Source organism: Pseudarthrobacter sp. HLT1-3 (assembly GCF_059383535.1).
This window is the reverse complement of the sequence record NZ_JBWZCJ010000020.1, coordinates 26,147-52,089: the sequence shown is the minus strand read 5'-3', so window position 1 is coordinate 52,089 and position 25,943 is coordinate 26,147. Positions and strand designations below refer to the sequence as shown.

The following is a 25,943-nucleotide window of genomic DNA, read 5'->3' as shown; positions in this document are numbered from 1 at the left end:
TTTAAGTTCTATTCTTAATATCGCACGTATGGATAACGAATAGAATAGGAAAGACTCAACAAAAAGAGCGCCCGTTTAGGCGCTCTCTCATCGTCTGTGACGTCCTACAGTCTATTTAGACTTACTGTCCGTCGTAACTTTTTGGTTTGATTCTGCGGCTTTAGATGCAGTCGCAGCGGCTTTGGCTTTCGCCTCAGCATCAGCCTTTTCAGCCGCTTCTTTGTCTGCCTGAGCCTCTTGCTCCGCTTTCACGCGAGCGGCTTCGTCTGCCTTGGCTTGTTCAGCGGCTTTCGCCTCTTCAGCAGCTTTGGCATCAGCGGCGGCCTTGGCCTTAGCTTCAACGTCTTCAGGTGTCTTCGCATTCTTGGCAGCGCCGATCAGGACAAGACGACTAGCGACGTCCTGGTCAGCCTCGATCACGTCACCAGCCTTGTAGCTAGTGCCGTCGTGCTTGATGTTTCCAGTAGCTTCTACGTATGCCATGACTAGCCCTCTAGTACAGTTACTTTGAAGACATTATTTGCCGTCGCGTTAGCGGCCAGGGTGATCGTCAGCGTCGTGCTAGCGATAGCAACGTTGTCGATGAACTGGTCCTGGTTACCGGCTGGGTATAAACCAATGATCATCGTGCCGGCTGCCACCGTAGCGGTGCCGGTTGCAGCGCCCGCTAGGACTGTGACGGTCTTGGTCGTGAAGTTGGCGGGACCGTCAATGACGGCTCCTACCAACTTCGCTCCTTTGAATCCAACTTCTGTTCGTGCCATATAGATTTTCCCTTTCCTAGGATTAGGCGACTACGTCTTTTAGGAGATAGAAGCATTCAGCGTTCATGAGGATGTGGTCGTACTCGTCGCGAACCACGATCTCAGTGACAGGTGGGTTGTTCTTCACTTCCTTAGTCACTTCACGGCTGTTCTCAAGACGGAACTTGTAACCACCGTTTAGTTCTTTGCGACCTGGTTTCTGAGTGACGTAGCCAAGCCACGCGTTCTTGCCCCAGACGCTTGAGAAGGTGTCAGTCACGCCTTCAGCGCCAGTGTTAGATGTTGCGCGGCCAACGTGGATCTTCGTGATGCCGAACGGTGCGAAGAGTGCAAGGACTGCTTCGTACGTAAGGACACCGGTCTGGCTCCACTTGATGCGGTCAAGCAGTTCAGGGTGCAGGATCAGTTCGTCCCACGCTTCTGAGCCCATGAACAAGGTGTTGTACTTCTTAAATGAAGCAGTTTGAGCACCAGTCTTGATGTCCTGGAATGGAGTTGAGTTACTGTCGCTCCACTGACTTACACCGCTCAGCGTTGTGTTCTGAGTGATGATGCTTGTGCTGGCTAGCTGTGTTGCTAGAGATGATTCGTCGATCAAAGCCATCTTCTCGTGCAGGTTTTCGACTGCGTCAGATTCAGGGTTGAAAGGATCATCGCTTAGGCGGTAGTCAGCTCGGGTAACGATGTCACTTAGTGAGTGCTCGTTAAGCGGTCCGAAGTTGTCGTAGCCACGGTTAAGTGACACACGTTTTGCCAGTGCTTCGCCACTGCGGACGCTGCTTGATGGGATGCGGAGTGCGTCTTTACCGTAAGTAGCGACTTCAAAGGTTGGCTTAGTGACCAACACTTCAGGGAAGATGAAGTCCGAGATGAAGTCGGTACTCTCATTGCGCCATGCCGTGCTGACGTTGGTCAGAGCTTGGTCTACGTATTGTGCTTGATTAGCCATTGTGGTGATTTAACCTTTCCTAATATTTCTCGTTAAGTTTGATGTACTCGGCAATTTCGTTCGCAACTGATGTGCGGACTAGCTGACCGATGACACGGTTGTTAGCGGTAGTGGTAGCCACTGCCAACCCGCTCGCGTCCGATGTAAGGAACGCATCTTTGCTGGTGTTAGCTGCAAGTTTGACCTTGAATGAGCCAACGCCGTTTAGAAGCACGACTTCAGCCGTACCGCCTGCCTTAGGTGTGTTATCTAGCACGCCTAGGATTGCATCGGTTGCTGCTGATGCAAGGACGACTTCGCCGCTGCTGTTTAGTTTGACTAGGTAATAGCGTTTAGCCGAAAGGTCTGCACCTGCGACTGCGCTATATCGATCACCTGGTTGAAATGACATTTACTGTTCCTCCTCTTTGAGTTGATCTTTTAGTGTTGTATCGGCCGCCAGTACTTGCTTGCGTGCTTGTGCGTAAGACAATGACTTGCCCTCAGCACTAGCGTCAGCGCGTACCTTTGCCACTCGGGAATCGACTTCCTTGCGGGCGTCAGCGATTACGTCTTTGCCGCCATCGCCAAGCTCAGCGCCAAGTGACGCGTTGACTGGAAGACCCTTGATGAAGGCTTCTAGTTCAGTGCGCTGCTTGTCACTTGATGCAAGCAGGATGTCTACCGCTCGTTCGCTTTCGCCGCTCTTGATCTGGCCGGCTTTGACACTGGCAGTGATGAACTCCCGTGCATCGCGTTCAGCTAGCTGACGCTCGAACTTAGTAGCTGTCGCATGAGCTGCTTTGGCATCTGCGCGTAGTTGCTTGATTTCTGCCGCTAGCTCGGGTGTTAATCCCTTGAGCGCGCTTGCTTCGATCTTCGCTGCTTCTTCAGCCTTAGCGTCGTCAGCAGCTTTGGCATCAGCCTCAGCCTTTTCTGCTTCTTCCGCAGCAGCCTTATCTGCGGCTTCTTTGTCTGCAGCTTCCTTCTCAGCAGCTGCTTTAGCTGCGTCGTCGTCAGCTTCTAGGCCGTATGTTGTCAGCTCTTCAGCTGTCAGATCGGCTTTGTGGTCGGCCAGGAACGCTTTTTCTTCGTCGTTCAGGTCGGCTACTTGCTTGGCGCGAATTTCTTCTAACGTCATGTGTTCTCCTTCGTTACGTTTATCACCGTTGCCAGTGGCATCAGCCTTTACCTTGTTAGGCAAACGCGACGCCGTGATTGGCTTCAGCTTCTTGAATAATGGGATGTTTGTCAGTGCAGCCCCCGTGATGACATTGCTCACGAAGCTGTACTCTTGCTCTGGGTCTTCCCACGGATAGTCACGTGGATTAAATTCCGGAGAAATAAATTTCCACTCTCCGTCTTTGATTGCCTGAAGAGCAGCTGGCGTCCATTCTGGATCACCGAGAAGTGCGAGGCCGTCTTCGCTGGCATACACCTTTGGTATCCAGCCAGCGGCCTTGTCCCAGGACTCATGACCATAGTTGAGTGGGACCTTCGGATCAGCTTCCACAAGACCGATGCCTTTGTCCGCGTTGACCACGAACTGCTTGATGTCTTCAGGAGTAATTTCGAATTCTCCGTGCCACGGCGTTTGCCATGTACCCGTACGGAGGAGCTCAATAGTCTTAGGCGCATTGCCTTGAGTGTCTGCGTCTATCTTTACTAGGTTTCGGAATGATTTGATTGCCATGCTTGTCTATGAATATCTTATATGCCATTGAAACTGTCAACAGCATTATCAATAAATGGAGCTAATAAATATAGATAACTCCGCATCGGTCCCCTGGATGACATGCTGGGCGTTCGACTTCTCTCCCGTTAGACAGCTTGAATAGTTCATCAATGCCTATCTCGCCCTGATTTATGGCCGAGACGCACAAAGGACAAGCTCCAAGAAGGCCATCCCATTTTTTGCCCTTCGCTCCAGTGCTTTTCGCATAGTGCTGCAGTCCGCCCTGATATGCATTCACGGGTTCCGTCCTGGCGATCAGTTGAGCTCGTACCGGGTTATCGATGACGCGCATGACTCGCTCGGTGGCGTAGCTGATGTCCTCCCCTAAGGCGATGCTCTTGGCTACGGACTCTCGGATGAGTTTGCGGGTTGTCTCAGTGACGTTTGAAACCATCTCGGCAGTCAGCTTCCTGGCGGATTCCATGATGGCGTCGTCTAAAGAGGCGAAGTGAAGTGTCGAGTATCCGGCAGGAATGCCGTATAGCGTCTCCCCTGCCATGGCGCCCGTTGCTACTAGGTCAGTGATGATGTCGATGACGGCAGCAGTCAGAATGATCTGCTCTTGCTTCCATGCTGGATCGTCGTTGTTAGCGACAGGGCCGGCGTCAGCCTTGATCGGTTCGGGCATACGGGACCAGTCCACATACTTAGGCGCTCGGGCTGCCAGCTCGTGCAGATACTCCGCTGCGGCCGTTTCTAAAGCCGCCTCCAGGCTGAGTAACTGCCGAAACGTATCAGGACTCGCTTTGTAGCTGTCCTGCCATTCCTCCGCGGCGTGAATGGCCACGTGGAGTTGTTCGCGGGCGCTAAGCAGCTCTTTGCGTGTTGCCATAGAGCTGACTCGTTATGGATGCGTGAAGTTTTTTCGCCTGAGCCACGTCTGCTTCGACGCCGTCTTCAGGTAGGTCACCGTAATTGATGCCCTTGGTCTTGATCGTCTTGCCGTTGTAGGCAGTGCTTAGATAATCCACCCAATCATCGATGTTAGCTTCTTTGCTGACGTATGCCAGTGTCAGGTGCGGCAGGTATTCGCTGAACGTCTGGATATGCGGCAAGAGGGTTAGGCGTTCATGCCCGTCGATGAGGGCGGGGGTCTTCTCGATATGAGCAATGACGGCGAAGCTGTCTGGCGTTTCGAAGTATCCGACATCCTCAATGGTCACTTCGTTGAGAGACCAGTCCTTGAGAACGGTGTCGACCTTTTCCTTCCAAACATTGCCATTCTCAAGTAGGCCGTAGAGCAAAGTGACATGCGCTTCTGTCTCTGCCACTGCGCCCATCGCGTGGTCGTGACGAGTAGTCGCGTCGATAAGTTCGCTGTGCAACTCATCCGGAACGTGCTTCAAGATAGGGAGCGTTTCAGTGTCGACCATGATGCAACCAAGGTCGTTGGGATCAACGTCAGTGCCCTCGTACAGGTCAGGGAAGTCCCTTGAGCTCACCTGAGCAGCAACGTGCTTCTTACGCCTGCTATCAGCGTCGAGCTTGGGCTTATCAGTGGTCTTCTTCACCTTGCCCGCAACGTCATTGCTCTTCTCTGGGAACCCGATCAGGTTGCGCACGTGAGCCTCATCCTCATCAGAGACGGTCAGGAAGCCAGCGCTTTCAAACTTGGATACGGTTTCAGCCAAGGAGGAAATATTGCCCTGGTCGATGTCGCTCGTACCGATAGATGGGTACTTATCCACGTTGAAGTTGAGGTCGACGATGGTCTTGACGACGTAGCCGAGGGTGTCAGCGATAAGGTCGTTGACGGCTTGGACCGACTGGTTAAAGAGTTCGTGGTGGTCTTCGCTGGTAGCTCGTGAGCCTCCACCGCCGCTTGAACCAAGCTCCAGGAACTGGGCCAGAACGTTCTTAGTGATCTGGCGGTCGTGGTGGCTGATAGACGGCTGCAGGTCCTTCAAGGTGGACGCTTTCATGTCCAGGAAAGTGATCTCTAGATCCTTAGGATGCGCGATAGATGATTCCTCGTTCGCACGGATGTTCCTGGCCGCGAGCTTGGCACTCTCGATCGTCTTCTGATCTGTGCCCTTCTGGTAGGCAATATCTACAACACCAAGTGCCTGACGCTCCGCGCCGACAGCATCGATCTGGTAGAACTTGTCCACATAGAACCAGTGCTTGTAGGCGGTGCGTAGGATACTGCGGCCTTCGTAGTTGTCGCCCTCTTGCTCGTTGGTAAAGACCAATAGCCGTTCCAGTGGAATAGAGACGAGCTTGCCGTTACTGAGACGCTGCGTGATGCCTGGTGAACCGTCTTGGCACTGCCACGCTTCTATCGTGGTCGGCTTGCGGTAAGCGAGCTTCGTCAGGACGACGCGCCATGTACCGTCGACTAGTTCGGGCTCAAACACCATCTCAAAGACAGCGAAGCCGAACTCCAGATGCGTGAGGATCTCCCCCAGCGTCTTCTTCCATTTGATGCGCTCGAATAGGTTCCACTTTGCAAGCTCGCTGATCTCAACGTCGATGTCATCATCCGAAGCCGGCGTCGTGAAGAACTTGCTCGACTTGATCGGGAGCTTGACCGCTCGTAAGGAGACGCCAACGCTGGCGTCCGATCGGCGCATCTCATCCCAGATCTTCAGTGCTTGGCGACCGGATAGATTGCGGTTGTATTCTTCGCCACTAATAATGCCATTGAATATGTTGACACCGGAGTCGCCGATCTCAGGGGAGACGAGAACTTTATTCTTTTTTGGTTTGTCTGCCATCTGCTCTTAATTTAAGCTAGAAGCGACTGTTTAACAAGCCTGCAGTTATTGGACTTGTACTGCTATTACTTTCGTCCCCGTCGTAGTTGAACTCCTGAATAGGCCTAAGTGCCACGTAAAGAGCCATTACCACGGCATCGAGTAAGTCAGGGCTGGTACCTAGACGCTTCTTGATTTTGTCCTTGCTTTCGACTTTAAGAACCTTGTCGGTGATTTCGTAGTTGTGGACCATAGCTTCCTTCTGCAACTCGCGCACATAGGGACAGCCTTTGAAGTGCTTGATGACGCCTAGCTCGACGCCGCGGGCGTAAAGGTAGATCATCTGCGATCGTAAGTTGTCGAAGTTCACCGCCGTTGCCGCATCGTTAGAGAGGCTTACATCGGGATCTGGCTTCGCACCGCTCATGTACTCGCGGACGTAGTAGCCCTGCTTAGAGAGCGCATCAACGACGCCGACGCCGAGCCCCACGGCATCGACTGCCATGTTCTGAAGGCCGTATTCGTTCTCCCCGGCATCCTCGACAAGAGTGTCTGCCTGGATGCTGGTATCGATCTGGTCCTTCTTGTCTTTCACGATCAGGATGTCTGCAATTGTCGTTCCGACCAGAAGCGCTCGAACTGACCGGTCAGTTCCGGACCTGGCAACGTCGTAGCCGGCAGATTTTGGAGCAGTACCATCTAGCTCATCTGTCAGGGAGGCAGCCCAGAATCGTGATTTGAAAAGGGAGCTCGACTCGTCAGAGTAGTTCCAGTTGTTATAGAGGTAGCGCTGCGTCCACCATTCAGGGTTCGTCTTCAGAGCTGCGACGTCGCGTGAGGATAGCCAGCTGTCAGAGAGATCGAACTCAATGACCCTGACGTTCGGCGGCAGCGTGCCGGCTCTCCAGCGGTCGTAGTACAGCTCTTTGGCCCACCCATCGTTCGGGTTCATGGTGACGATAGATATGGACGGCTGACCATTCTCGTTGCGGCGACCCCTGCGTGACGTGGCCTGGATGAACATTTCAAACTCAAGCTCGTCGGCCTCATCAATGTGATTGCCGCTGGCGTTGATACCTTTGATTTTCTTGCCGCCGCGGTCCTTGGTTGGATCGGCTTCGACAAAGACTATGACCGACTTGTTCGGGAAGGTGAGCGTCTTGGTCTGCTGGTTGTAGACGAAGTCCTTGCCCTCTTCCAGCCCCATCTTGTCCGCCATCTCTAAATAGGAGGGGATGATCGTCTTGATGGCCGTGCTGATGTTCTGACGGAAGACAGGCCAATACGTCTTAGAGAACTTGAGCGCGATCGAAATGTCGATATGAGCCGCCACGTCGGTCTTACCTGACCCGACAACGCCAAGAAGAACCAACGTGTCTACCGTTGGATCGTTAACCGCCTGGACGGCCTCAAGCTGTTTCGGTTTGAGCTGGAGCATCACCGTTGTCCCGCGGAGCGATGTCGCTCACGTAGATAGCAGGGGCTTCGATACGTTTGCCGCCAGAGGTGTGATCGTAGTCGTGCTTATCCTTCCAACCCCAGTTGTTCTTGAGTGAGAAGGCAGCACCAGATGAAGCCCTACCAAAGAGCTGTTCTTCGGCGAAGCGATGAACTTTCTCTTTTGCATCCTCTATCGTGTCCAGAAATTCTTCTCTGTCACCGTAGTCAAGCAACGTCTGACGGGAGATCCCGAGCGCATGAGCTAATCCGGCCATCGTATACGGGCGCTGCTCGCTGATCGTCTCGTCTTGAGCCCAGTAGGCCGTACCGTCGGCTCGTTCTCTACGCACCTTGACATTGATGACGTGGGGATCGCAGTTACCGAAGTACTCCTCGATCTTCTGGGATAGCTCTTCGACGGTCTGGATCTTGAGCGGTCGTCCTACTGGTCGTTTGTCGTCTTTCTCTTCTTTGACTGCCATAATCTAAGCCGCCTCCAATTGCGGCTGCTTCTTATTTTTTCGATATTCACGGTGATACGCCGTGTTTGCTTCTTGGCATGGATCGCAGCGGCATTTGTGCCACGCATACATGGTGAGCGTTCCGTGCATGGTCTCTGGTCGCGGTCCAGAATAGAGCGCCTGTGATTCGCTCTTCGTCTTCTCTGCATGACAGGGATGGCAGAGCAACTGACACTTCTTTAGCTCTTGGATCAGTTCCTGCTTCTTCTTAAGCAGGTTGCTACCTATGTTGAATGACTTAGATAAACGATCCACATGATCAAACTCAAGCTGCTCTGAAGTGCCACATGAAGAACAGACACCACCAAGCAGTTGACGAGCCCAAAGACGCCGCCTATCTATAGCGGGCTTCTTGTACTTCACGTACTCGTAGCTCAGAGATGTTTTGAAATTCGTCATCTGCCCCTATTTATGCACAAACGGCCCAGAAATAAAAGGCTTACTGAAACTTGATGTCGGAGATCTTCCATGTGCCGTCAACGTTCACTGTTGTGATTGTGCGCGTACCGACGTATGGTTGTATGTCATTTGGGTCATATTTGGTACCGATTTTGTTATCTGCGGCATTGCTAGAATCAATCAAAGAAACAGCGAACGTTACTTCGCCTGATTCTATTGATCCGGCAACAAGTTTCGGTTCGGCCGAAAGCGTTATCGATCGTTCATACGGAGCGTCATCGTTCCATGTAATTAATCGTCGCCCAAGGACTGATCCGCTTAGTTTAGTCGATTCGTCGGCATCTTGTACTAATGAAGGTATTTCCTGGTAGTTTGCAACAAATAAAGCCTTTGGGAAAACGTCTGCGTCTTCAAGGACTTTTTCCTGTGCGAAGTCGTCGGCACTTTTGTCTGGGTTTATACTTGGGTTTGTAAACTCATCCCTAGCTTCTTGAGTCGCACCAGCGTTCATCCAAGCTGTATAACGATCAACCATAATTGCCTTGCCTAGGCTGGCAACATCAGGATATTTTTCAGCTGATAGTTCAAGGGATGCAATCAGCTGCTCTTTCGTTACTGGTGCGCCAGTAGCAGAAGTGGTTTCTTGTGTTCCTGGAGTTTGGCCGGCAGCGGGCGCCTGCGACTGCGGCACCGAAGCTGGCTGCGCCGCGCACCCGCCTAAAAGCACGCTGAGCGCCAAAGTTCCGACTAGCAGCGGTGCCTTCACGACTCTCCCCCTTCGCTGTAATTGACGGCGCTGACACTGCTCACACCCAAGCTGACAGGCACTTATGCCTCAGGCTTCTTGGTGATGACTACCCGGTCGCCGAACTTCCATACTTCTTCTTTATTCTCGGTGACCTTCTCCGGGCCGAAGCCGGTAAAGGTTAGCTCGTACGTTCCAGTCAGGAAGCCTGTGACGTCTCTGGCGGTTAGCCCGACAACACTCGTAACTAGTTCGGTCTCTGCGACATTGTCAGTGACAATAACTTCAGCATGGGTCTTAGGAAACTCTAGATTTACTTGGTAGTTTACTTTTGGAACCCCAGTCTCGGATGCACCATAATTGGACATTTGGATATCAAAGACGTCGCTACCAAGCTGCTCCATGAACTTGAACAGTCCGCCTGATTCCTTCTCGAAGAGGCCGACATAGGTGTCGCGGTAGAGTTTCGCGGCATCCCTATAGTCATCAATCTCTAGCTGCTGCCCTGCCGGCATATTGAGGTTGTTTCGTACTTCCTCTTCGGTAGGCTCGTAGTTCGCCCGCTTTTCCATCAGTTCATAAAATTGAACCTGTGCGCTGAGACTATCCGGGTACCCTGTTACCGGAACCTTGATGGACGCAACGAGCTCAGCGTGAGACTGGAAGGTCTTCCCGCCGTCCGTCGTGAACTTGTAGGTAGCAGTGCCGCGGCCTCCACGATTTTGGGGAACGGACGTAGCAGCAGTCTCGGACTTGCCAGGTGTCAATTCGCCTGAATTATTGGTTCCAGGTGCAGGCGGCAGGTCTTTGTTCGCTGCATTGGAAATACCCGAGACCAGTGCATTAACAGTGACGATCGACAAGGTGATAAACACGCCGGTTGCAGTGAGACCCCATATCGCCCACTTCTTGCCCCTGCTCATCTTCTTAGGTACAGCCGTTTCGGGCAGTAGACGCTGCTCCATCGAAGTCCCCCACTCGTAGTGTTATGAGGTGATCATAATGTCTGGAATGGTCTCGGACTTCAGCTGACGCAAATATTTCTCTTGCTGCCTTGACGGATAGAGCATCGTTGGCGACTACTTCAGAGGCTCTTCGGTGTCCGTCCCGTCCTGGGGAAACTGACACTCCATGCGACTGATCTCTTCATCATCGGGGTTGCGCATAGGGCCGCGTTTTATCTCGGCGGCAATGCGGTCGACAAAGTTCATGGGCCACCCTAAGCACGACTTAGCGATGTTACTGATGCACGTCAGACTCACTCAACTCATCATCTTCGTATGGTCCCAGGAAACGCGAACCATTCAGGTGAATCATGTGGCTGGGTTCATCCGCAGCCCAGGCCTCGGTTTCCCATGCCAGTTCACTCAGGAACCTACGCATCGTTGCCCTGTCAGGGAAGCAAGAGACGTATACGAGGCCCGCTGTCGAAGACCCGAAGATTTCATTGAGTTCGTCGTAACGCTTGGCATCAACTGGACCGTGAGAGCTAGCGGCCTCCATGAGGATCAGCCAATTGCGGTCCGGCATATAAACAACGAGGTCAGGGAACTTACCGTGGAGATTTACCTCGACGCCCAGCTTGGCCAGTTCTTCCCCGTGGAAGATACCCCACTTGAGATCAGCGTCGCCGATGTAGAGAACCTGGCCACCAGGCGTGAACCGCGAACAGAAATCCTCGACCATGCTCTTGATCAGAACGTTCTGGCCGCCAGCACTCAACCGCAACTCAGTACCGTCAGGCATCGTCACGGGCAGGCGTGTCATTTCACGCTCCGCGGCGTAGCGAACGGCAAGCCCAGGCGCGCTCACGAGATAAGCCGTAAGCAGTTCTTCGTACGCAGGAGTCCCGTAGGCCTGGATAACCTCCAGCGCCTCGGGAGAGACCCGGTAGTTGTTGTTCTTATCGTTCGGTGTCCGGTCAGGCTTATCGAAGTTGTGCTGAGCAAGCCCCGCTGCAACAAACTGGTGGAGTGTCTGACGGCGGAACGTTTCACGAGTATTGGGTGCATAAGTCTTGCTGTAGTACTCCGCGTTGACCCAATCCAAAATCTCGGACGTTCCGAGCATTGGGTTTACCGCATCGGACCAGGGCGTGTCCACCGTGAGCTTGAGAAGGGCCAACAGGATCATTCCCGAGCGATTGTTCAGACGGCCCTTGTCGAATCCAAGTTGACGAAGAAGTTGGATTGCTTCATCTACTCGATTTTGCCGCGCTTCATCAAGCTCATCAATCGACTCGTCCACAATCGTCACGTAGGTCTTCCCCCCAGCCAAGGATGGTCATTACCATCTGATCGATGACTTCCTGTTCAGGAAGCTCACTGGCTTGACCATACCCCAGCTTTCGAAGCTGTTCGGCTGTTGGATAGCGCATTTCACGCAGATCTGTAGCGTTCACTTGAGTGTGACCGGAAAAGGTCCGGAAATAGCGGTCGACGGGGCTGCTGTTAAGCCAGAGAGATAAACCCGCCGCAAGCTCGCGATCAAGGCCGGCGCCTTTGTGGTGGATGTAATTGAGCTTGTTATCGAAGGCGACAGCGTTGCCGTTACTGTTCTCTTCCGTCCAGACACCAGCGACGATACGTCGGCGTTCTTCCTTGGACGAGAAGCGCTTTACAAGCACATAGGTTCCAGCCGGTACTAACCAAGTCAGATCTCCAGGCTTGACTGCATTGAACCACTGAGGCTTGTTCTGGCTTTTCGGATGTTCCACCGATCCGCCGCGCACGTTTGCCGGGTAGACCATAGGATAACCCGTCGTGGACTCTGGCAGCAGGTTCTCTCTTGACCGGAAGTCGACTACCTTGCCCGTGCTAATCGTGACCCCAAGATCCGCGGGCGACGTTGGCAAGTCGAGCATCTTGGTCACAATTGAGTCGTCTTCTTCGCCGACTGGGATGCTGATGAACCGACGCTTATCCCCTGGGCGGATGATGCTCGCGTAAGGAACATCCTTGATGCGTACTTCGTCTTTGTGCCCGACAGATATGGACAGCTTCACGGACTCGCCAGGCTTGCCCTTGATGGCATTGATGATGACGTTCTCTTGAAGGACGCCCGTGTCCGCAAAGACGGTGGAGCGGCTATCGAAGACGTGGATTCGATCCAGAGCCATCATGTTGAGAAGGAATGTTCGGAACGACTCGAAGTAGACACCGTTCATGAAGCTTCGCGGTGTGATGGCAACGAGCTGGCCGCCGTTCTTGAGCAGCTGCGCTCCCTTACCGAGGAAAGCTGCATAGATGTTCGGCGCCTGGACGCCACGCTGCGACATGATGGCACGATGATGCGATGCTGCTGGCAGCTTGGCATACGGAGGATTCATGATGACGATGTCGAAATCACTGGCGAACTCGCGCATTGGATCGATGAAGTCGTCCTGAACGATCTCTGTAGTCACAGCGACGCCAGCAGCTGCGGCAGAGGTCTCAATATCGTCCAGCGTATGTCGAAGAGACTCGGCAATCTGAGCGTCGAGTTCAACTGCTACGACATGCACTTCTAGCTTCGGCGATTCTCGAATGATCCTGGCGACTAGCGACGCGGCTAGCGAGCCAGTGCCGGCTCCTGGATCTAGGATTTTTAGCGTCCCGCTCGTCGGCAGAGTAGGAAGAGATGCGATGAAATCAGCCGCAGCGTGCGGGGTGAAGAACTGACCCAAGGTCGACTGAACAACTGGGTCCAATTGGCGGATGACGTCCTGCCGACGTTGTTCAGATTGGACCAAGAGTTCAGTAGCAAGCATGGGTTCCAGTTTACTGCAGAAACGTCGATTCGAACATATGTTCTATTGTTCTGGAAACCGAGGGCAAGTCTTCGTGATGTTACGATCAAGCCTCCCGCCCCTCCACATTCAAAGTGAGACCTACATGCTTGCCCAGATCCTGCCAGGTTTCCGTGACTTCCGTACGCCCCTGGTTACTGGGTACTTGTGGCTCCTAAGCCTGTGGATCTTGTTGGGTAAGCCCATCCCGTCCAAGGCGCGGAAGGACGGGCTCATGGGGATGGTGAACGCCCTGAGCGAGTACCTGTCGCCGCTGCTGATCGTGGGCGTGCTTAGCTTCGTGGCCTACCTGGTTGGCATCCTGTTGGCTGTGGACATCAAGGTTGTTTCCCAGCTGGTCCAGAGGTACGGCTGGACTACACGACGTGGTCTGACCGCCAAGGGGCGGCCGAAGCTGAAGTTCACCCGCAATGCAAACGTGCAGGACTACGAGCGTCTTGTTGGTACGAGCTCCGGAAGCACCATGCGCCGGCTCTTGTGGGACGCTTTCAAACGCGTCGAAAAGCGAGAAGTTCCTTGGGAGACGATCTACAAGGAATATGACATCGATCATCCGGACACGGCGAAGGAAGCGGAGTACTTCGTCAATGCCTCCGGCGACCCCGATGTAGTAGACAGGCAGCTGCGAAAGGATGGTCTGGGATTTGTTGCCCCCATCCTGCTATCCGACATGGAGGCAGAGATCCCCACCATGGCGACGAAGCTGCAAGAGAAGAACAAAGACCTTTACGATGCTTACAGCAAGGACAAGGCAGAGGCCGAGTTCCGGATGAGCGTCGCTCTTCCTATCGCTGCCGCAAGTGTTCTCATCTTCGTGATGGGTTTGTCCAGTAACCCCACACTAAACACATCTATGGCCTTGGCGGGCTTCATCTCTGCATTCGTCCTTTTCAAGAAGGGGTGGACGAAGAGCCAGGAAGCGACAAACAGCGTCATCACTGCACTCGAAATAGAGACGATCAAATCAAGTGTGTTGGTACGCCTAGATGAACTTAACGGACCTCTCGTACTGGTGACGGCTGGAGATCCGGTAGTCAAAGAATGAAAGAGGGAGCTTAGTTGCTCACTCGCAGTTTCTTGCGTTCTGATTCCTTTATCCGGTTATAGACGATGGCATAAGTCTTACCTACTGCACGTGGGCCGGTAGGCACTGCTTCGTCTTCACCTATCACATACTTATCAATTGCTTGCTTGATCCGCTTAGTAGCGGCGTTTGCAGGTAGCTCACAGTCACGCATTTTCAGGTTGTGTAAGTCATTTGAATAGTCGGCTAGAGCTATCAGCAGCTCTTTATCGAGATCACTCATCTATCACGCCTCCAAAGTGTCCAACCACGTAATCGCAGTTGTCTTTGTCGTTATGTTGTAGACCGAAGCCTGCGTCCTGGTAGTCAGCCACGAGCACTGCCTCGTGCGTAGGACTGGCTATCCATGCCGTCACCACCGCATCTGCTGAGTCGTAGCACTTAGCCAGGTTCTCCCCTGCTGTCTTGTAGTCGTAGCCGGCCTTTTGCATGAAGTCCCAAGGTGTATTGCCGTCTGGTGCGGTGTGGCTCCAGTAATGGTTGGTGACTAGATCGTGAGCCTTTGCCTGAGACGAGCTGTTGAGTTGGCTGTTCAAAGTCAGCGGTGGCAGGTGCTTGGTTGAGCGGTAGTCGTTTACTGCTGCGAGGATGCCAGGTAGGCGCTCTGTCGGTTGAACGGTTGAGACTATGGATGAGGTGGCTGGAGGAGGAGCCCCAACATCCTTTAGGAAGTGTCCAATGAGACATCCGAAAGCAAAACACGCGATATAAAACACAAAATTACGCATCACCAGCCTTTAGTAGCCCTGGATGCTCGTAGATGTTGCCGATGACGTGAATCTCGCCCCGCAAGTTCCAGAGATTCGTTTCCCATTCATCGCCCGAGCCGTCAGCGTAGATGCCGACGAATCGTCCTGCAACAAACTCAACTGGGCTGTTAGGCCAAGACTTTGAAGCAATGATGTCGCCCTCGTATATCTCCACACCGTTTTTGTCCTTGAGGCCGGTGTATTGAACTAAGTCACACCCTTCTTCTTCAATGCCGTCGTTCCACCGCACAAGCACGTCATCACCTGGGGCACCGAATACTTGCTGGTGACTCAGATAGACGGTGTGGTTCGTCGGGTTGACGGCAAACACATCTAAGACTTTGCCTTGATAGTGCGCCCTATATTTGATCTCTCTCATATTCAATTGTTCCTGCTTAGTTTCTGCGGTTCACTATGAGGCATAGACGCACAATAAGCAATACTATTTTTACCTGTCAGACTACTTATCCACAGGCTCGATCTATAAGCAGGCTTTTACCATTCGGCGTATAATTCGCTTACCATTCTTTTCGCGAAAGTACGGCAATGGATGCAACAGCCCCCGCTATCACCAATCCCATTCCTGTCCTTGAGCCGCAGACGGCCCCGCCACCTGTCACAGCGACTCCCGCGCCGCCACCCGAACCGGCATCGCGCCCTACTCCCAAGCGCCGTAAGCACCGGCTGCGCAAGTGGGTTGCCAGGTTCGCGATTTTCCTGAGTACGCTGCTCGTCATGAGCCAGCTCGTGGCCGTCGCCTTCATCTGGATCACGCCGCCGCGAACCATGTACATGCTGCTGGAGGGTGAGCCCGTCACCTACCAGTTCGTCTCGCTCGATCACGTGAGCCGGTATATGGTCGCTGCCACTATCGCCCATGAGGATCAGGAACTTGGCACTCGTGCTGGCGGATTCGATATAGAGGATTTCAAAGCCAGAGCCGAGGCGTACATGGCCGGCGAGGATGATCCGAGCGGGTCTACTATTCCGCAGCAGCTCGTTAAGAACATCTACCTCACGCCCCACGAGAACGCGGTTAGAAAAGGGATTGAAGCGGGCTTCGCTACACAGTTTGCCTACACGCTTTCAGATCAGCGCGTCTTGGAGCTCTATCTGAACTATGCCCAGTTCGGACCAGAGCTCTATGGCGTCTGTGCGGCCAGCTGGTACTACTTCAACACGCCACCCTGGTCTATGACGAAGGAGCAAGCCGCCCTGCTGATGGGCATCGTGCCCTTCCCAAGTCTCATACAGCGTGCGCCGGAAGGCGGTGCCTTTGTAGACAAGGCCACACACCCGAAGACCTGGGACAACCTAAATGGCGCGGCTAACGTATGGGTGCCAAAGCAAATAGCAGGCATGGGTGGATGGGAGGCCGCAGTTGCCACTATTGGCATCCACGACCTCGCCTCCGACTACCAGGCGGAACGCGACGCTAATCCGAGCGATCCAAACTCCTGCTCAACCTGGCCTAGGTCCGTGATTGAACGCTACAACCGCGAGGGTATTCCGATAAGCGAGTGATCTTAGGCCGAATGTTGCGCTATCAGCTCAGCCGCGCCCTTCAGTAATGCTTCGCGAACTGGCAGCGGTTCTAGATCCCTATGCCCCTGGTTGTTGAAAGTCATCCTTAGCATCTCGATCCAAGGCTCCCCGTCGTCGTCGATCTTCCTGGTCAAGTAATTACCGGAGATAGACACGAACGGCTCAGTATTCATGACCCGAGAAAACTCGTCTTCCCACCATGCAACGTCGGCGGCGACCCACTCATCGTCACCGGTGCCCGTTTGCCAGATTTTGCCTGTCGTGTCGATGGAGATGCACGGAATGATCACCCACCCGTCAGCCACCTTGACCAAAGGGTTTGAGTCAGGACCTTTTAAGAAGTGGACAAGCCGAGAAGCCGGCTGCGGCGACCGCACCATGATGGGCTCTACAGGTATCCGGCGATCCCAAAGTGCACGAGCAATCTGCACGCACGTCTCACGTATCTCACGAACCAACCGCTCACCCTCGCGCTCTTCTCTGGGCTCCTTGGCGCCGGACAGCTGCAAAGCGCTTAGGTGTTCGTTCAACTCGTCATCGATGCTCATAGCCAGATGCTAGCAGTGGCTCGGTTCAATCCCGGCCTTCCATAAGGCCTTCGAACATATGTTCTATACTTGAGTCGTGAACAAGCATGGCTCTGCTGACGATATGAACCGGATGGTGGCACGTCTAGAAGCGGAACTTGCCCGTCCGGACCCTGACGACGGAGCCATCATCGACTTCCCTCGTGGCCAGGCTCCCGTAGTTCAAGTCGGCAACATGCGTGGCACTGCCGTGGCTTACACGCGGCACTACGGGTTGGTGGAGTGGACTGACCAGGCTGGCTTGCACTTTCAGTGGTTCTTAGGTAGCGAAATCAAGCGCGTCCAGGCATGAAAATGACCGGCTCTCGCATGGCCGGTCATCTGTCGCTAGTGACGTATTCCTCTTCGGATCTCAGATTGTCGCCTTCGAACGGAATCAGATACGCCGGTCTCTTCCTTACGCTCGGCACTCATAATCCGCCTACACAGATTGCACACTCTTATTGCAGTGAATGGATGACCACGCTTGCAAGCCGCTTTTCTAGCATTGATTGCCGCGGGAGATTCACCCCGAAGCGTGTTCTCCCTGCCGGTCACAGCTTCTAGGTGGTCAGGATTTACGCAGCGTCGATTCCTACAAAGATGATCTACAACCAGACCATCAGGTACAGGCCCTATGTTCAGCTCGTATGAGTACCGGTGGGCGGGATATCTCTTATTATCCGCGCTGAACATGCCGTATGCTCGTCCGTTGTCATTGCCCCGCCAGTTCCAACAACCATCGGAAATTGTAAGATTATTCCAAAATCTCTCCGTCACAGTCATGACTGGGAGTTCACCCCGACGCCGAAGCTTTACGTAGTGCCAACTGCACAGCCTCTGCGCTTTTACTTTTCTAATACACCCATCGAAGGTACAATGATTCACATAGTGGTTCCTTATTTAGCTTTAGTCGGCATAAGGGGCTACTTTTTTATGTAGCCGTCTTATCCTTCTATTTTACTAAATGTCACCATAAAATACCATCAACTGCATACCATGCTGTCCAGCCAATACCGTCAACAGATAGGCGGTCTTGATAAATCTGGTAAGCATAGGTGGCATTTGCAACCGGATTGCTCCAATCTTGTGTGCTGAAAAAACGTGGATGCGCTGCATCGTTGATCTGGAAGCATCCATAGTCAACGGAACCGTTGTTGTTCACTGCTCCTATCGCCTGTGGATTCTCGCGTCTGTTCTCATGTTCTAATACCGTGAGAGCTTGCGTGTGGAGTGCAGCCGGCCATGCGAGTGTTATTGCACCTCGGCACGTTCCGTTGTCTGCAACGTGCTTAGACGCAGCCTCAGCTATGGGTTCTGCTATATCCGCCTTGAGTATGTCAGTAGCCTGGGCGGGAGGGACTACTGCTGGTCTTTTACAACTACTTGCATATCGGCAACAACTGCCGCTCGTGCGTCGCCGTGGATGTTCGTGTAGAGGAACCAGTTGGCGACGGTCGCTACTACCAACGTTACGAAGAACGTGAGAGCTACTGATAGGTAGAACGTGGTTCGGTTCACTGTCTTAGGTGCTTCGATAATCTGTGGTTTTACTGCTGCTTCTTTGTTTGTCATGTTACTTTTACCCTGCTCACTTGGAGCGTTATTTATGTTTGTTTGGCTGTAAAGCCAGAACTGAGCAGGTAAGGGTGGGCTTCACCTACTCAGTTCTCGATCTACAGACGTTCTTACGGTTTCGTGGCGCTAGTAGCACGAAGAGTAATTAAGACGCTCAAGGTTAGTTGATTGTTTTACGACTTGCTACTAGCTGAACATGTAAGGATTCTTAGGTCGTCTCGTCCAGGCTGTCACGCTGGCATTTAACGACAACTTTTTGTGAACGACTACTTATATGCCCATGTAGTCCGCACCAAGTACTAAACAATAGCTAAAACATGCACTTAGTGCTTGTTTTATTATTTCTTGGTGCGGCCATGAAGTCCGCATCAGTACGAATTAATCAAATTAACGTTAGTTATTTTGTTTCTGATGCGGCCACATGGAAGCGCGTGAACCTGATTGTGAATGTTCTCGTTCAACCGCTTCGACCGAACACCTCGACATCATTTTGAATCTTACGTTTCGATTCGTGGTCTGCATTTCACAGACGGGTGAGCTGGTTGTTCAGTAGGAGCGGTTGAATTGTTCGTTCGTAATGAACTGCATGTATTTAAGCACGGATTCAATAAATAAGCAATACTATTTTTTAGCCAAAGCTGTGGAAAGGTAGCGCATAACAGAGGTGGAACTAGCCGAAAGATTATTTGCTTATTCCGCTATTTCTGCACGCATACGGTCTATGAAACGGCTAAACAATTCAACGACGATACGGTCGGACTCGTCATAGAGACGGTCTACAAAAGCTTCCAGTGATGAGTTGTCTGTTGGTTCATGCTCTGACATCTTGCCTTGAATATGCGCCTCACCCGCTAGATCGTCAAGACCGGGTCAGACGGCAGGTGTCAGCTGCATGTCATAGACGCCAGCCCACCGCACTGGCGAGTGTTCCCGACTGGCGACATCAAGCGCGTCTAAGATGAGGGCATGAGTGAGCCCGTGGAAGAAACGAAAGTCTCCAAGCCCTGGGAGTGGCCAAGCGAGTGGATGCGGGATGAGAAGTTTTGGCGCGATGTAGGGAGTCGAACCATAGCGGGTTTCCTAGTCGTCGTTATGGGTTACTTTTCAGCGGTGGGGCTTGGTTACCTTCAGCAGCCGGATTACTTGCGGGGCGTACTCATTATCATATTCGGCGTCTTCATAACTATCACGTTATTCCAAATGTTCGCCGTTTCCTCGTATGTGAACCACTGGAATTGGGATAGCTATGATCCGAAAGCCTTTTGGAAAGGATTCCGCAGGCTTATCAAAACTCCAGTGGTTTGCTTCGTTATTGCGCTAACCGCTCTCATGTACATGGTGTTTTTTGTGTAGACAATTAGCTCCTCTATCCCCTGCTAAGACAGCCGAGTGGAATGGCGATCGAACCTCTGACTCACTAAGTACTCACTGAGCTGACACATGTCACCACCCCTGACGGCGCTTGTTCCGTACCTCACCATGTACTCAACAGTCATCTCAGTTTCAAGGCGAGCTGCTTCGCTTTCTGACATGTAGCCAATCTTACGAGTCTCTATAACGCGCAACGGTGTATGGAGCTTTGTCCACTGCGCACCCCTAATGCCGCTAACGTGCTGCTTGAATCGCACGTTTACGTCCTTGTAAGCGGTCATGCCGACGTAGTACTTATCATCAGCGAGCTTCAAAGCATAGAGCTGGAAAGTACGCATGCGACTGGCTTGCTGAGCCTTGCGGACCAGTACTACCAGCTTCGACTTCTTAGGCCGCCTACGTCGTCGCTTGGCTGCTATCCCCCTGGCTACCTCATCGGTAACGCCGAGACTGTGCTTGATGGCATGGACGTTCTTGCCCAGGTAATCCATCCGGGGCTTTTGCCTCCTGAGCTTGGTAAGGCGGGCCACTACCGCACCGGAGACGGTAAGGATTGGCATTACCTAGTACGACCTGCGATTGCGAAACAGGCGGCGCATCCCTTTGATTCGCTTCAAGTTAGCCTGGCGGCGTTCCTCTGACAGCTCTGTCGTCGGAGCCGCCAGCTGCTTGTTCTCTGGCAACTTAGCCTTGGTCACTGAAGCACTCTTGACTGCCTTTATACCTGAGACCGTGTACATATCGTCGTCGATGTCGATGAACTCGACTCCGGAACGGATAGCAGCTTTGATCGCCTCGCCACGGGCGTCACTGACCGTGACGGTAGATCCGTCGTGAAATGCAATGATCATACGCGGACCACCTTAGGCGCTTTGCCACCGCCGGCTATCTCACGCTTTCCCCAGGCAATGAGGTCGTTGTACTTGGACTGGAGCTGTATGAAGTCGCTTATCCGCGGAGCGTAACGGTCGCTGTTCGCCCTAGCAACGCCGCTAATCAGACGTTGGACCCCATCCTTGCCATGCTTCTTGATGAGGTTATTACAGGCGTTGCGGTTACGTTGGCGGTTGCCGTCCAGCTTGTAGCCGATGGAATCTTCCCAGAAGTCGAACAGGTCGTTGATGTCGGCATTCCCGTACGCGGCCTTATCTACATCTACATCATTATCTTTATCTACATCTTTATCCTTATGAATAGTGACGTCATAGTGTTCTACTATTAAACTACTATTAGTGCTCATCTCTGGTAGACCAGCAAAAGACTTCAATACTTCGTCAGGTACTTCGTCATACTCGCGTTCAAGGGCCTGCTCGGTGAAACGGCCCTTCTTTGGGAGTACGTAGGCAGATCCAGCGAGCTTCACGAACTTACCGCTGAACATGACGAGCCCACGCTCTTGCAGCTGCTTCTTACATAGGGATAGCTGCTTGTCTGCCAGGCCGCTGCGGGCTGACAGGATTCGGTCGCTGACACTATAGATGTCCGAGACGCCGCGCTCAGGCGCGCTCATGAGAAGCAGGTAGAGAAGCTTGGTGTCGATGTTCAGTTCGTAGAACTCGTCATCGTCCCACAGGTTTGTTTTGAGTATTGCTGTTTTCATAAGGCAAAAAAGTAGCCCCTTCCTTGACGGAGGGGGCGCGCGAGACTTCTTACGTCTCTATTTAAGCAACTAAAGCCCCTACCGTCAATAACTTATTGTTAATTGATTGCAGAGGTTGTAAGAAGTCTCTGCTATCGTCGCCCATTATGAAGTGTCGCGCTTTGTTTTGCAACAGAAAAAGTGAAATATCTTACAAAAACGCTCTATGCAAAAGGGTGGCGATCGCTCATAATGCTGCCTATGAAACCAACGACAGACAAACACGACTTACGCCCACTACTGAATAAGATTTACGTCGTCCCTCTCAGCATCATGCCGCGCCCTAAGTCCTCCATCCTGGCCGACCTAAAAGAAAACGCTAAACGCAAAATCTATCTGCCCCGCCCGAAAGTTTAGTGTTACAATCAGGGCAGATTACTAGCTTGGGTCAACTCGCTGATAGTCTCGCACCTTCTATGGATGCGGCAGAGATGCCGCTGGGATCTCCTCCCACTCAATTACAACAACACAACAAAACACTCCACACAAAATAAGCCGCCTATCCTGGGCGGCTTTACTTATGTGGGTGACATTGGTGTCACTCGCAAACTTTAGCTCGTGAGGCTTATCCACATGCCGAGGGTGCTAACCAGGGCAAGGAAATGCCACGAGTTGATAGTGGAGTCACGTCGGTTTGCATAGCGTCGTGTAGGACGTCTCACGCTTCCACGCGGTTTATATCGAAGTGGGGCCAAGTCTAGGATTTCGCCGGTCCGAGTGTTTGTCGGGCCGGCAGTCGTCGGGACAATCACGACAGCTGCTCGCGCTTGGCGTCCAAGACTTTGATTCTCTCCTCTAGTGTGAGGCCGGACGAGTGCCGCACTTCAATAGAGATTGAGCCCTGCCTATATTCGGCGCTTAGGTGGCGGAGCTCGTCTAAACGTGCTTCGACCTCTGCCAGGGTGTCGGCCTGTTTGGTTCTACTCTCCATGAGGGCTCATTCCGCACTTATCGCAGTAGCCGGCGACGTTGAGGGTGAAGTCCTCTTGCGACGTACAGTCTTGCTGGTGTATTTGGCTTCCGGTCATGCGGCAGTCGGTGCACATTTCGAAGTAATCATCGTAGTTGGAGTGGTCGCAGCTCATGACTTACGCGACCTCCAGCTTAGTGAGATCACCGCCCGAAATCAGCGCTGTATCGTCAGTGATGTTCCACAGGACTAACGTGCCGCCGATTAGTTCAGCTATCTTATGCGCGTCTGCTCCGTTGAGATTGATCGTATTCATTTGTATTGTTCCTTGCTTACCCTTTGTATTACTTCTCTATTATAAGATTACCCCCATAAATAAGCAATACTATTTGCGTTCTTTAAGCTGTAGTTAAAACAACATCAAGACAGCAGCAACTGCGGGAAGCTTTCTTGCTTTTGAACCCTGAACAATTCCTTAGCTTCTTCAGGGCCGCTATTGATGAGCCACGTTATTTCCTTCAGGCGTTCATCATCGGGCACCAGGAACACCACATGCGGGAAGACTGGCATGTCTGCTTCGGTCGCGTGTTGGTAGGCGTGCCAGTAACGGGCGAGTTTTTCCTTGAGCTGCTTCTGGCGTTCCGTTCCCATGTCCGCCTCGATAAAAAGTGAGACGTTCATGCGCTTTTCCGGCAGGGATAGTTCGAGGTGCATATCAGGGCGAAGGTCAGCGCCGGCCACTGTCATCCAACAGTCGGGTTCAGTAGCCAGGCCGATGACTTCCACTCTGTTGTCACGTTCTAGTTTGGCTATCTCAACGTAGGCATCCGCAATAGCAAGCGTGTGGTAGTTGATAGAGCGGAACGGCCAGTACCGCGTCTGCTTACGCATGAACGCCCAGCCCTTAGAGCCGAGTTGAAAAACTCCTTGCCCCGAACCACCCTTGTTGCCTCCAACAGTTCTTTTTTGAATGGATGCAAGGTACTTGTCTCTAGTCAGTCTTGCCAAGACACGGCTGCAGGGCTTTGACGTTGTATTTGCCTGGAACAGCAGTTCGTTTATGTGGCCGGAAGAGAGCATATTGAAGCGAGCAATAAGCCGTATTATTTGGGCGTCGCGGTCGCTTGGGATCATGTGTGCATGATACAGGGAATCAGTACGCGTGTCAGTAGCAACGTTTGCGCAGGTCAGGCGCTGATTAGGTGCTACCGATGTCAACAGTATGGGCATAGCGACGGGCATACCGAATAATAGAGCGTTTTTCTATATCAAAAGTCGCCGCGATAGTCCATAATAAATGACACAATAAAGACCCCGATTGCAGCGGGGCCAAGCTCCACTATAAAGCATGGCCTTCTTATCGGAAAGGAGGTATATGCCAATAACACTAACTTGCAACAACTGCTCAGTAAGCTACCAGGACAAAGGAAACCGCATCGGTCGGTCTAAATACTGCTCGATGCCGTGTAAAAGAGTAGGAAACCGCGCTCCTAAGAAGCCGCGTGAGTCCATAGCCCATCCCGACGGTCACTTTGAGCTTATCGTAACGAATGGCAGAAACGCACTTATATCTCCAGCTGATAAAGACCTGGAGTACTACAGGTGGTATGTGAGCGGCAATTATCCGAGGTCACGTAAGCACGGAGGCTGGATATTTCTTCACAGAGTCGTCCTAGAACGCTCTTTAGGCCGTCCATTAGTGAAAGGCGAACAGGTCGATCACATTAATCGGGATACGCACGACAATAGGCGTGAGAACTTGCGCGTTGCCACTAGCCAACAAAATATCGCTAACCGCCGAAGATTGAAACCTGGCCTGTCACGCTATCAGGGCGTCTACTTTGAAGGTGGTAGATGGACTGCTCGCATTCATGTTGCGGGTGTTGGGAGGAGACTAGGACGTTTTGATACGGAAGACGAGGCAGCCTATATGCGGGACCAGTGGGCGCTGGCATTGCACGGCGAGTATGCATATCTGAACGTGCTCTAGTTTATCCACAGATACGCCAGCCTATTATCAAATAATAGTATTGCTTATTTGAGTCTAATGATTCATAGTGATGCACAGCGAACGCAAGCCATCAATTATTAGGGCTTATGCAACTAGCTGCAAGACTTTAACAACTCAGATTATCGGGCTACTCATGGCAGTAAGAACGAGAGCTTGGCTTGTACTAGTGGAGTAGTCCCTAAACGAGGAGCCAAGGCTTGAGGCTGGTGATGCAGAGGGTGACGGGGCAACCCGGTGTACCGAAGCGGAGGAAGGCATTCAGGTCAAGTAAAACGAGGCGCCTCTACACGCCTATTGTCGCTTACTGCCAGCAGCAACCCGATAATCATCACTAACAAAGGGGTAAGTAATCATCGTAAAGGATTCACAATATGAAAAAATCAATCGAGTTCAAAAAAGTAACAAAGGTAAAAGGTCAAGCAATGGCACCGCTCTTTCTCAGGGTTGATCCCATCGACAAGATCGTCATCCAGGAGTTCGCAGACCGTCAGACGGAGACCTCGGGACACCTAGTGTCAGCTGGCAACGTTCTAGTAACTTCCTTCTACCAACAGTTTCGTGATGAACACCAGAAAAAACTAAGACTCGAAAAGGAGGCGATACATGGCCAAAAGTACATCGACGGCATCAAGCGACAGTAGTACGCAGACACGACAGATCGACCTCAATGCACTCCGCGCACCGTTTCGACCCGAAGACATTGACTGGCGTGTACAGCGCTCAGGCGTCAAGGGACAGAACGGGTGGGTGCAAGCAATTGCCTATATCGACAACCGGGCCGTCCAGAACCGCTTAGACGACGTCGTAGGCGCAGATAAGTGGAAGAACGTATTCGCCGCCGGCCCCGCTGGCGGAGTCCTAAGCGGCATCTCCATCTTCCTCAACGGTGAATGGGTTACTAAGTGGGACGGAGCCGAGAACACCCAGGTAGAAGCCGTCAAGGGTGGCCTATCCGACGCCATGAAACGTGCAAGCGTTCAGTGGGGCATTGGCCGTTACCTGTACAAGCTCGAATCCGTCTACTGCAGCGTGTATTCGACCGGCGATAACTACATAAAGATCAAACAGGACGGTAACAAGCAGGACATCACCGGCTACTGGAACGCTCCTAAGCTCCCAGCTTGGGCATTGCCTATCAGCTTAGAAGAACCAGTCCAGCCGCCGGCTGCAGCGCTCATAACAGGCACAGCAGCAGCTGTGGAGGCTCCCATCGACAATCCACCCACCGGAAAGCAGCTACTCAGGATTAAGACGCTCTATACGAAAGTAGGAGCAGACCAGGCGAAGCGCGAAGAGTGGATTGAGAAAATCAAGACTGACGTTCAGGCGAGTCAGGCGATCCGATCCCTAGAGGCAAAGCTTGAGGAATCTGAGGCATCAAATGAGTAGCGCCTACCTCGATGACGAAGTAGCAATGCAGCGCGAACTCTATGAGCAAGAAGAGCGTCAGGATCGAGAGGATCGACTTGAAGATA

At 52.5% G+C, this 25,943-nt stretch carries 34 protein-coding genes; 7 read left to right on the top strand and 27 right to left on the bottom strand.

Features of this window, described 5'->3' with window-relative positions:
* Positions 1-111: 111 nt before the first annotated feature.
* From AC50X9_RS16485 to AC50X9_RS16415, 15 genes are all read right to left on the bottom strand, one after another.
* Positions 112-483, bottom strand: coding sequence for a DUF7210 family protein (locus AC50X9_RS16485; RefSeq protein WP_494895141.1), 372 nt, complete (start codon positions 481-483; stop codon positions 112-114).
* A 2-nt stretch (positions 484-485) separates the two neighbouring features.
* Entirely contained in the window at positions 486-764 is a 279-nt protein-coding gene (locus AC50X9_RS16480; protein WP_494895139.1) for a hypothetical protein, read from the bottom strand.
* Between the two features lie 22 nt (positions 765-786).
* The gene (locus tag AC50X9_RS16475; RefSeq protein WP_494895136.1) at positions 787-1,713 is read right to left on the bottom strand and encodes a hypothetical protein; all 927 of its coding nucleotides are present in this window, start codon (positions 1,711-1,713) and stop codon (positions 787-789) included.
* Positions 1,714-1,732: 19 nt separating this feature from the next.
* The gene (locus tag AC50X9_RS16470) at positions 1,733-2,104 is read right to left on the bottom strand and encodes a hypothetical protein (RefSeq protein WP_494895134.1); all 372 of its coding nucleotides are present in this window, start codon (positions 2,102-2,104) and stop codon (positions 1,733-1,735) included.
* Positions 2,105-3,385, bottom strand: coding sequence for a phage protease (locus AC50X9_RS16465; protein ID WP_494895130.1), 1,281 nt, complete (start codon positions 3,383-3,385; stop codon positions 2,105-2,107).
* A gap of 61 nt (positions 3,386-3,446) precedes the next feature.
* Positions 3,447-4,259, bottom strand: coding sequence for a structural protein (locus AC50X9_RS16460; protein WP_494895128.1), 813 nt, complete (start codon positions 4,257-4,259; stop codon positions 3,447-3,449).
* The gene (locus AC50X9_RS16455) at positions 4,234-6,144 is read right to left on the bottom strand and encodes a 2'-5' RNA ligase family protein (RefSeq protein WP_494895126.1); all 1,911 of its coding nucleotides are present in this window, start codon (positions 6,142-6,144) and stop codon (positions 4,234-4,236) included. The genes AC50X9_RS16460 and AC50X9_RS16455 overlap by 26 nt, the downstream gene beginning before the upstream one ends.
* A 16-nt stretch (positions 6,145-6,160) precedes the next feature.
* Positions 6,161-7,561 carry a hypothetical protein gene (locus AC50X9_RS16450; RefSeq protein WP_494895124.1) on the bottom strand — a complete coding sequence of 467 codons (1,401 nt, stop codon included), beginning with the start codon at positions 7,559-7,561 and terminating at the stop codon, positions 6,161-6,163.
* Entirely contained in the window at positions 7,533-8,045 is a 513-nt protein-coding gene (locus AC50X9_RS16445; RefSeq protein WP_494895122.1) for a terminase small subunit, read from the bottom strand. The genes AC50X9_RS16450 and AC50X9_RS16445 overlap by 29 nt, the downstream gene beginning before the upstream one ends.
* Before the next feature lie 3 nt (positions 8,046-8,048).
* Positions 8,049-8,483, bottom strand: coding sequence for an HNH endonuclease (locus AC50X9_RS16440; RefSeq protein ID WP_494895120.1), 435 nt, complete (start codon positions 8,481-8,483; stop codon positions 8,049-8,051).
* 40 nt (positions 8,484-8,523) lie between these two features.
* On the bottom strand, positions 8,524-9,249 hold the full coding sequence (locus AC50X9_RS16435; RefSeq protein ID WP_494895118.1) for a hypothetical protein: 726 nt from the start codon (positions 9,247-9,249) through the stop codon (positions 8,524-8,526).
* A 62-nt stretch (positions 9,250-9,311) separates the two neighbouring features.
* Positions 9,312-10,193, bottom strand: coding sequence for a hypothetical protein (locus AC50X9_RS16430; protein ID WP_494895116.1), 882 nt, complete (start codon positions 10,191-10,193; stop codon positions 9,312-9,314).
* A 114-nt stretch (positions 10,194-10,307) separates the two neighbouring features.
* A complete protein-coding gene (locus tag AC50X9_RS16425; protein WP_494895114.1) occupies positions 10,308-10,439 on the bottom strand; it encodes a hypothetical protein in 132 nt (43 codons plus the stop codon).
* 28 nt (positions 10,440-10,467) lie between these two features.
* Positions 10,468-11,484, bottom strand: coding sequence for a BsuBI/PstI family type II restriction endonuclease (locus AC50X9_RS16420; protein WP_494895112.1), 1,017 nt, complete (start codon positions 11,482-11,484; stop codon positions 10,468-10,470).
* Entirely contained in the window at positions 11,459-12,976 is a 1,518-nt protein-coding gene (locus AC50X9_RS16415) for an Eco57I restriction-modification methylase domain-containing protein (protein WP_494895110.1), read from the bottom strand. Before AC50X9_RS16415 ends, AC50X9_RS16420 begins: the two co-directional genes overlap by 26 nt.
* A gap of 124 nt (positions 12,977-13,100) precedes the next feature.
* On the opposite strand from AC50X9_RS16415, the gene AC50X9_RS16410 reads away from it, so the two are divergent.
* Complete coding sequence (locus tag AC50X9_RS16410) at positions 13,101-14,060, top strand: hypothetical protein (protein ID WP_494895108.1); 960 nt, start codon at positions 13,101-13,103, stop codon at positions 14,058-14,060.
* Between the two features lie 10 nt (positions 14,061-14,070).
* Here AC50X9_RS16410 and AC50X9_RS16405 read toward each other — a convergent pair whose 3' ends face one another.
* The 3 genes from AC50X9_RS16405 to AC50X9_RS16395 are packed head-to-tail and all read right to left on the bottom strand — an operon-like array spanning position 14,071 to position 15,227.
* Positions 14,071-14,322: a hypothetical protein gene (locus AC50X9_RS16405; RefSeq protein WP_494895106.1), complete on the bottom strand. Its 252-nt coding sequence runs from the start codon at positions 14,320-14,322 to the stop codon at positions 14,071-14,073.
* Positions 14,315-14,827 carry a CAP domain-containing protein gene (locus AC50X9_RS16400; protein WP_494895104.1) on the bottom strand — a complete coding sequence of 171 codons (513 nt, stop codon included), beginning with the start codon at positions 14,825-14,827 and terminating at the stop codon, positions 14,315-14,317. The genes AC50X9_RS16405 and AC50X9_RS16400 overlap by 8 nt, the downstream gene beginning before the upstream one ends.
* Positions 14,820-15,227, bottom strand: coding sequence for a YopX family protein (locus AC50X9_RS16395; protein WP_494895102.1), 408 nt, complete (start codon positions 15,225-15,227; stop codon positions 14,820-14,822). Before AC50X9_RS16395 ends, AC50X9_RS16400 begins: the two co-directional genes overlap by 8 nt.
* 356 nt (positions 15,228-15,583) lie before the next feature.
* Between AC50X9_RS16395 and AC50X9_RS16390 the strand changes: the two genes are divergently transcribed.
* Entirely contained in the window at positions 15,584-16,372 is a 789-nt protein-coding gene (locus AC50X9_RS16390; RefSeq protein ID WP_494895100.1) for a biosynthetic peptidoglycan transglycosylase, read from the top strand.
* Between the two features lie 2 nt (positions 16,373-16,374).
* Here AC50X9_RS16390 and AC50X9_RS16385 read toward each other — a convergent pair whose 3' ends face one another.
* On the bottom strand, positions 16,375-16,941 hold the full coding sequence (locus AC50X9_RS16385) for a hypothetical protein (RefSeq protein WP_494895098.1): 567 nt from the start codon (positions 16,939-16,941) through the stop codon (positions 16,375-16,377).
* Between the two features lie 76 nt (positions 16,942-17,017).
* Between AC50X9_RS16385 and AC50X9_RS16380 the strand changes: the two genes are divergently transcribed.
* The gene (locus AC50X9_RS16380) at positions 17,018-17,272 is read left to right on the top strand and encodes a hypothetical protein (protein ID WP_494895096.1); all 255 of its coding nucleotides are present in this window, start codon (positions 17,018-17,020) and stop codon (positions 17,270-17,272) included.
* 35 nt (positions 17,273-17,307) lie between these two features.
* Here the strand turns inward: AC50X9_RS16380 and AC50X9_RS16375 are convergent, their stop codons facing one another.
* The 3 genes from AC50X9_RS16375 to AC50X9_RS16365 form a co-directional block, all read right to left on the bottom strand.
* A complete protein-coding gene (locus AC50X9_RS16375) occupies positions 17,308-17,655 on the bottom strand; it encodes an HNH endonuclease signature motif containing protein (RefSeq protein WP_494895223.1) in 348 nt (115 codons plus the stop codon).
* 274 nt (positions 17,656-17,929) lie between these two features.
* Entirely contained in the window at positions 17,930-18,133 is a 204-nt protein-coding gene (locus AC50X9_RS16370; protein WP_494895221.1) for a transglycosylase SLT domain-containing protein, read from the bottom strand.
* Between the two features lie 188 nt (positions 18,134-18,321).
* Complete coding sequence (locus AC50X9_RS16365; RefSeq protein WP_494895094.1) at positions 18,322-18,534, bottom strand: hypothetical protein; 213 nt, start codon at positions 18,532-18,534, stop codon at positions 18,322-18,324.
* A 969-nt stretch (positions 18,535-19,503) separates the two neighbouring features.
* Between AC50X9_RS16365 and AC50X9_RS16360 the strand changes: the two genes are divergently transcribed.
* Positions 19,504-19,890, top strand: a complete 387-nt coding sequence (locus AC50X9_RS16360) for a hypothetical protein (RefSeq protein ID WP_494895092.1) — start codon at positions 19,504-19,506, stop codon at positions 19,888-19,890.
* Between the two features lie 23 nt (positions 19,891-19,913).
* On the opposite strand, the gene AC50X9_RS16355 is transcribed toward AC50X9_RS16360, so the two are convergent.
* The 5 genes from AC50X9_RS16355 to AC50X9_RS16335 form a co-directional block, all read right to left on the bottom strand.
* Positions 19,914-20,468, bottom strand: a complete 555-nt coding sequence (locus AC50X9_RS16355) for a GIY-YIG nuclease family protein (protein ID WP_494895090.1) — start codon at positions 20,466-20,468, stop codon at positions 19,914-19,916.
* A gap of 3 nt (positions 20,469-20,471) precedes the next feature.
* The gene (locus tag AC50X9_RS16350) at positions 20,472-20,759 is read right to left on the bottom strand and encodes a hypothetical protein (RefSeq protein WP_494895088.1); all 288 of its coding nucleotides are present in this window, start codon (positions 20,757-20,759) and stop codon (positions 20,472-20,474) included.
* A complete protein-coding gene (locus tag AC50X9_RS16345; RefSeq protein WP_494895086.1) occupies positions 20,756-21,508 on the bottom strand; it encodes a hypothetical protein in 753 nt (250 codons plus the stop codon). Before AC50X9_RS16345 ends, AC50X9_RS16350 begins: the two co-directional genes overlap by 4 nt.
* A 1,127-nt stretch (positions 21,509-22,635) precedes the next feature.
* Positions 22,636-22,773 (bottom strand): hypothetical protein, encoded by a 138-nt coding sequence (locus tag AC50X9_RS16340; RefSeq protein WP_494895084.1) that lies wholly within the window; start codon positions 22,771-22,773, stop codon positions 22,636-22,638.
* 104 nt (positions 22,774-22,877) lie between these two features.
* The gene (locus AC50X9_RS16335) at positions 22,878-23,591 is read right to left on the bottom strand and encodes a replication-relaxation family protein (protein ID WP_494895082.1); all 714 of its coding nucleotides are present in this window, start codon (positions 23,589-23,591) and stop codon (positions 22,878-22,880) included.
* 214 nt (positions 23,592-23,805) lie between these two features.
* On the opposite strand from AC50X9_RS16335, the gene AC50X9_RS16330 reads away from it, so the two are divergent.
* The 3 genes from AC50X9_RS16330 to AC50X9_RS16320 all read left to right on the top strand — a co-directional run bounded on the left by AC50X9_RS16330 (position 23,806) and on the right by AC50X9_RS16320 (position 25,857).
* Positions 23,806-24,447, top strand: a complete 642-nt coding sequence (locus AC50X9_RS16330; protein WP_494895080.1) for an HNH endonuclease — start codon at positions 23,806-23,808, stop codon at positions 24,445-24,447.
* Between the two features lie 392 nt (positions 24,448-24,839).
* The gene (locus AC50X9_RS16325) at positions 24,840-25,109 is read left to right on the top strand and encodes a hypothetical protein (RefSeq protein WP_494895078.1); all 270 of its coding nucleotides are present in this window, start codon (positions 24,840-24,842) and stop codon (positions 25,107-25,109) included.
* The gene (locus AC50X9_RS16320) at positions 25,072-25,857 is read left to right on the top strand and encodes a Rad52/Rad22 family DNA repair protein (RefSeq protein WP_494895076.1); all 786 of its coding nucleotides are present in this window, start codon (positions 25,072-25,074) and stop codon (positions 25,855-25,857) included. Before AC50X9_RS16325 ends, AC50X9_RS16320 begins: the two co-directional genes overlap by 38 nt.
* Positions 25,858-25,943: the final 86 nt, after the last annotated feature.

What these genes read in the sequence shown, in the direction of transcription:
- AC50X9_RS16485 (WP_494895141.1), bottom strand. Translation starts at nt 483, where the DNA reads ATGGCATACGTAGAAGCTACTGGAAACATCAAGCACGACGGCACTAGC.
- AC50X9_RS16480 (WP_494895139.1), bottom strand. Translation starts at nt 764, where the DNA reads ATGGCACGAACAGAAGTTGGATTCAAAGGAGCGAAGTTGGTAGGAGCC.
- AC50X9_RS16475 (WP_494895136.1), bottom strand. Translation starts at nt 1,713, where the DNA reads ATGGCTAATCAAGCACAATACGTAGACCAAGCTCTGACCAACGTCAGC.
- AC50X9_RS16470 (WP_494895134.1), bottom strand. Translation starts at nt 2,104, where the DNA reads ATGTCATTTCAACCAGGTGATCGATATAGCGCAGTCGCAGGTGCAGAC.
- AC50X9_RS16465 (WP_494895130.1), bottom strand. Translation starts at nt 3,385, where the DNA reads ATGGCAATCAAATCATTCCGAAACCTAGTAAAGATAGACGCAGACACT.
- AC50X9_RS16460 (WP_494895128.1), bottom strand. Translation starts at nt 4,259, where the DNA reads ATGGCAACACGCAAAGAGCTGCTTAGCGCCCGCGAACAACTCCACGTG.
- AC50X9_RS16455 (WP_494895126.1), bottom strand. Translation starts at nt 6,144, where the DNA reads ATGGCAGACAAACCAAAAAAGAATAAAGTTCTCGTCTCCCCTGAGATC.
- AC50X9_RS16450 (WP_494895124.1), bottom strand. Translation starts at nt 7,561, where the DNA reads ATGCTCCAGCTCAAACCGAAACAGCTTGAGGCCGTCCAGGCGGTTAAC.
- AC50X9_RS16445 (WP_494895122.1), bottom strand. Translation starts at nt 8,045, where the DNA reads ATGGCAGTCAAAGAAGAGAAAGACGACAAACGACCAGTAGGACGACCG.
- AC50X9_RS16440 (WP_494895120.1), bottom strand. Translation starts at nt 8,483, where the DNA reads ATGACGAATTTCAAAACATCTCTGAGCTACGAGTACGTGAAGTACAAG.
- AC50X9_RS16430 (WP_494895116.1), bottom strand. Translation starts at nt 10,193, where the DNA reads ATGGAGCAGCGTCTACTGCCCGAAACGGCTGTACCTAAGAAGATGAGC.
- AC50X9_RS16425 (WP_494895114.1), bottom strand. Translation starts at nt 10,439, where the DNA reads ATGAACTTTGTCGACCGCATTGCCGCCGAGATAAAACGCGGCCCTATG.
- AC50X9_RS16415 (WP_494895110.1), bottom strand. Translation starts at nt 12,976, where the DNA reads ATGCTTGCTACTGAACTCTTGGTCCAATCTGAACAACGTCGGCAGGAC.
- AC50X9_RS16410 (WP_494895108.1), top strand. Translation starts at nt 13,101, where the DNA reads ATGCTTGCCCAGATCCTGCCAGGTTTCCGTGACTTCCGTACGCCCCTG.
- AC50X9_RS16405 (WP_494895106.1), bottom strand. Translation starts at nt 14,322, where the DNA reads ATGAGTGATCTCGATAAAGAGCTGCTGATAGCTCTAGCCGACTATTCA.
- AC50X9_RS16400 (WP_494895104.1), bottom strand. Translation starts at nt 14,827, where the DNA reads ATGCGTAATTTTGTGTTTTATATCGCGTGTTTTGCTTTCGGATGTCTC.
- AC50X9_RS16395 (WP_494895102.1), bottom strand. Translation starts at nt 15,227, where the DNA reads ATGAGAGAGATCAAATATAGGGCGCACTATCAAGGCAAAGTCTTAGAT.
- AC50X9_RS16390 (WP_494895100.1), top strand. Translation starts at nt 15,584, where the DNA reads ATGAGCCAGCTCGTGGCCGTCGCCTTCATCTGGATCACGCCGCCGCGA.
- AC50X9_RS16385 (WP_494895098.1), bottom strand. Translation starts at nt 16,941, where the DNA reads ATGAGCATCGATGACGAGTTGAACGAACACCTAAGCGCTTTGCAGCTG.
- AC50X9_RS16375 (WP_494895223.1), bottom strand. Translation starts at nt 17,655, where the DNA reads ATGTTCAGCGCGGATAATAAGAGATATCCCGCCCACCGGTACTCATAC.
- AC50X9_RS16365 (WP_494895094.1), bottom strand. Translation starts at nt 18,534, where the DNA reads ATGACAAACAAAGAAGCAGCAGTAAAACCACAGATTATCGAAGCACCT.
- AC50X9_RS16360 (WP_494895092.1), top strand. Translation starts at nt 19,504, where the DNA reads ATGAGTGAGCCCGTGGAAGAAACGAAAGTCTCCAAGCCCTGGGAGTGG.
- AC50X9_RS16355 (WP_494895090.1), bottom strand. Translation starts at nt 20,468, where the DNA reads ATGCCAATCCTTACCGTCTCCGGTGCGGTAGTGGCCCGCCTTACCAAG.
- AC50X9_RS16350 (WP_494895088.1), bottom strand. Translation starts at nt 20,759, where the DNA reads ATGATCATTGCATTTCACGACGGATCTACCGTCACGGTCAGTGACGCC.
- AC50X9_RS16345 (WP_494895086.1), bottom strand. Translation starts at nt 21,508, where the DNA reads ATGAAAACAGCAATACTCAAAACAAACCTGTGGGACGATGACGAGTTC.
- AC50X9_RS16340 (WP_494895084.1), bottom strand. Translation starts at nt 22,773, where the DNA reads ATGAATACGATCAATCTCAACGGAGCAGACGCGCATAAGATAGCTGAA.
- AC50X9_RS16335 (WP_494895082.1), bottom strand. Translation starts at nt 23,591, where the DNA reads ATGATCCCAAGCGACCGCGACGCCCAAATAATACGGCTTATTGCTCGC.
- AC50X9_RS16330 (WP_494895080.1), top strand. Translation starts at nt 23,806, where the DNA reads ATGGCCTTCTTATCGGAAAGGAGGTATATGCCAATAACACTAACTTGC.
- AC50X9_RS16325 (WP_494895078.1), top strand. Translation starts at nt 24,840, where the DNA reads ATGAAAAAATCAATCGAGTTCAAAAAAGTAACAAAGGTAAAAGGTCAA.
- AC50X9_RS16320 (WP_494895076.1), top strand. Translation starts at nt 25,072, where the DNA reads ATGGCCAAAAGTACATCGACGGCATCAAGCGACAGTAGTACGCAGACA.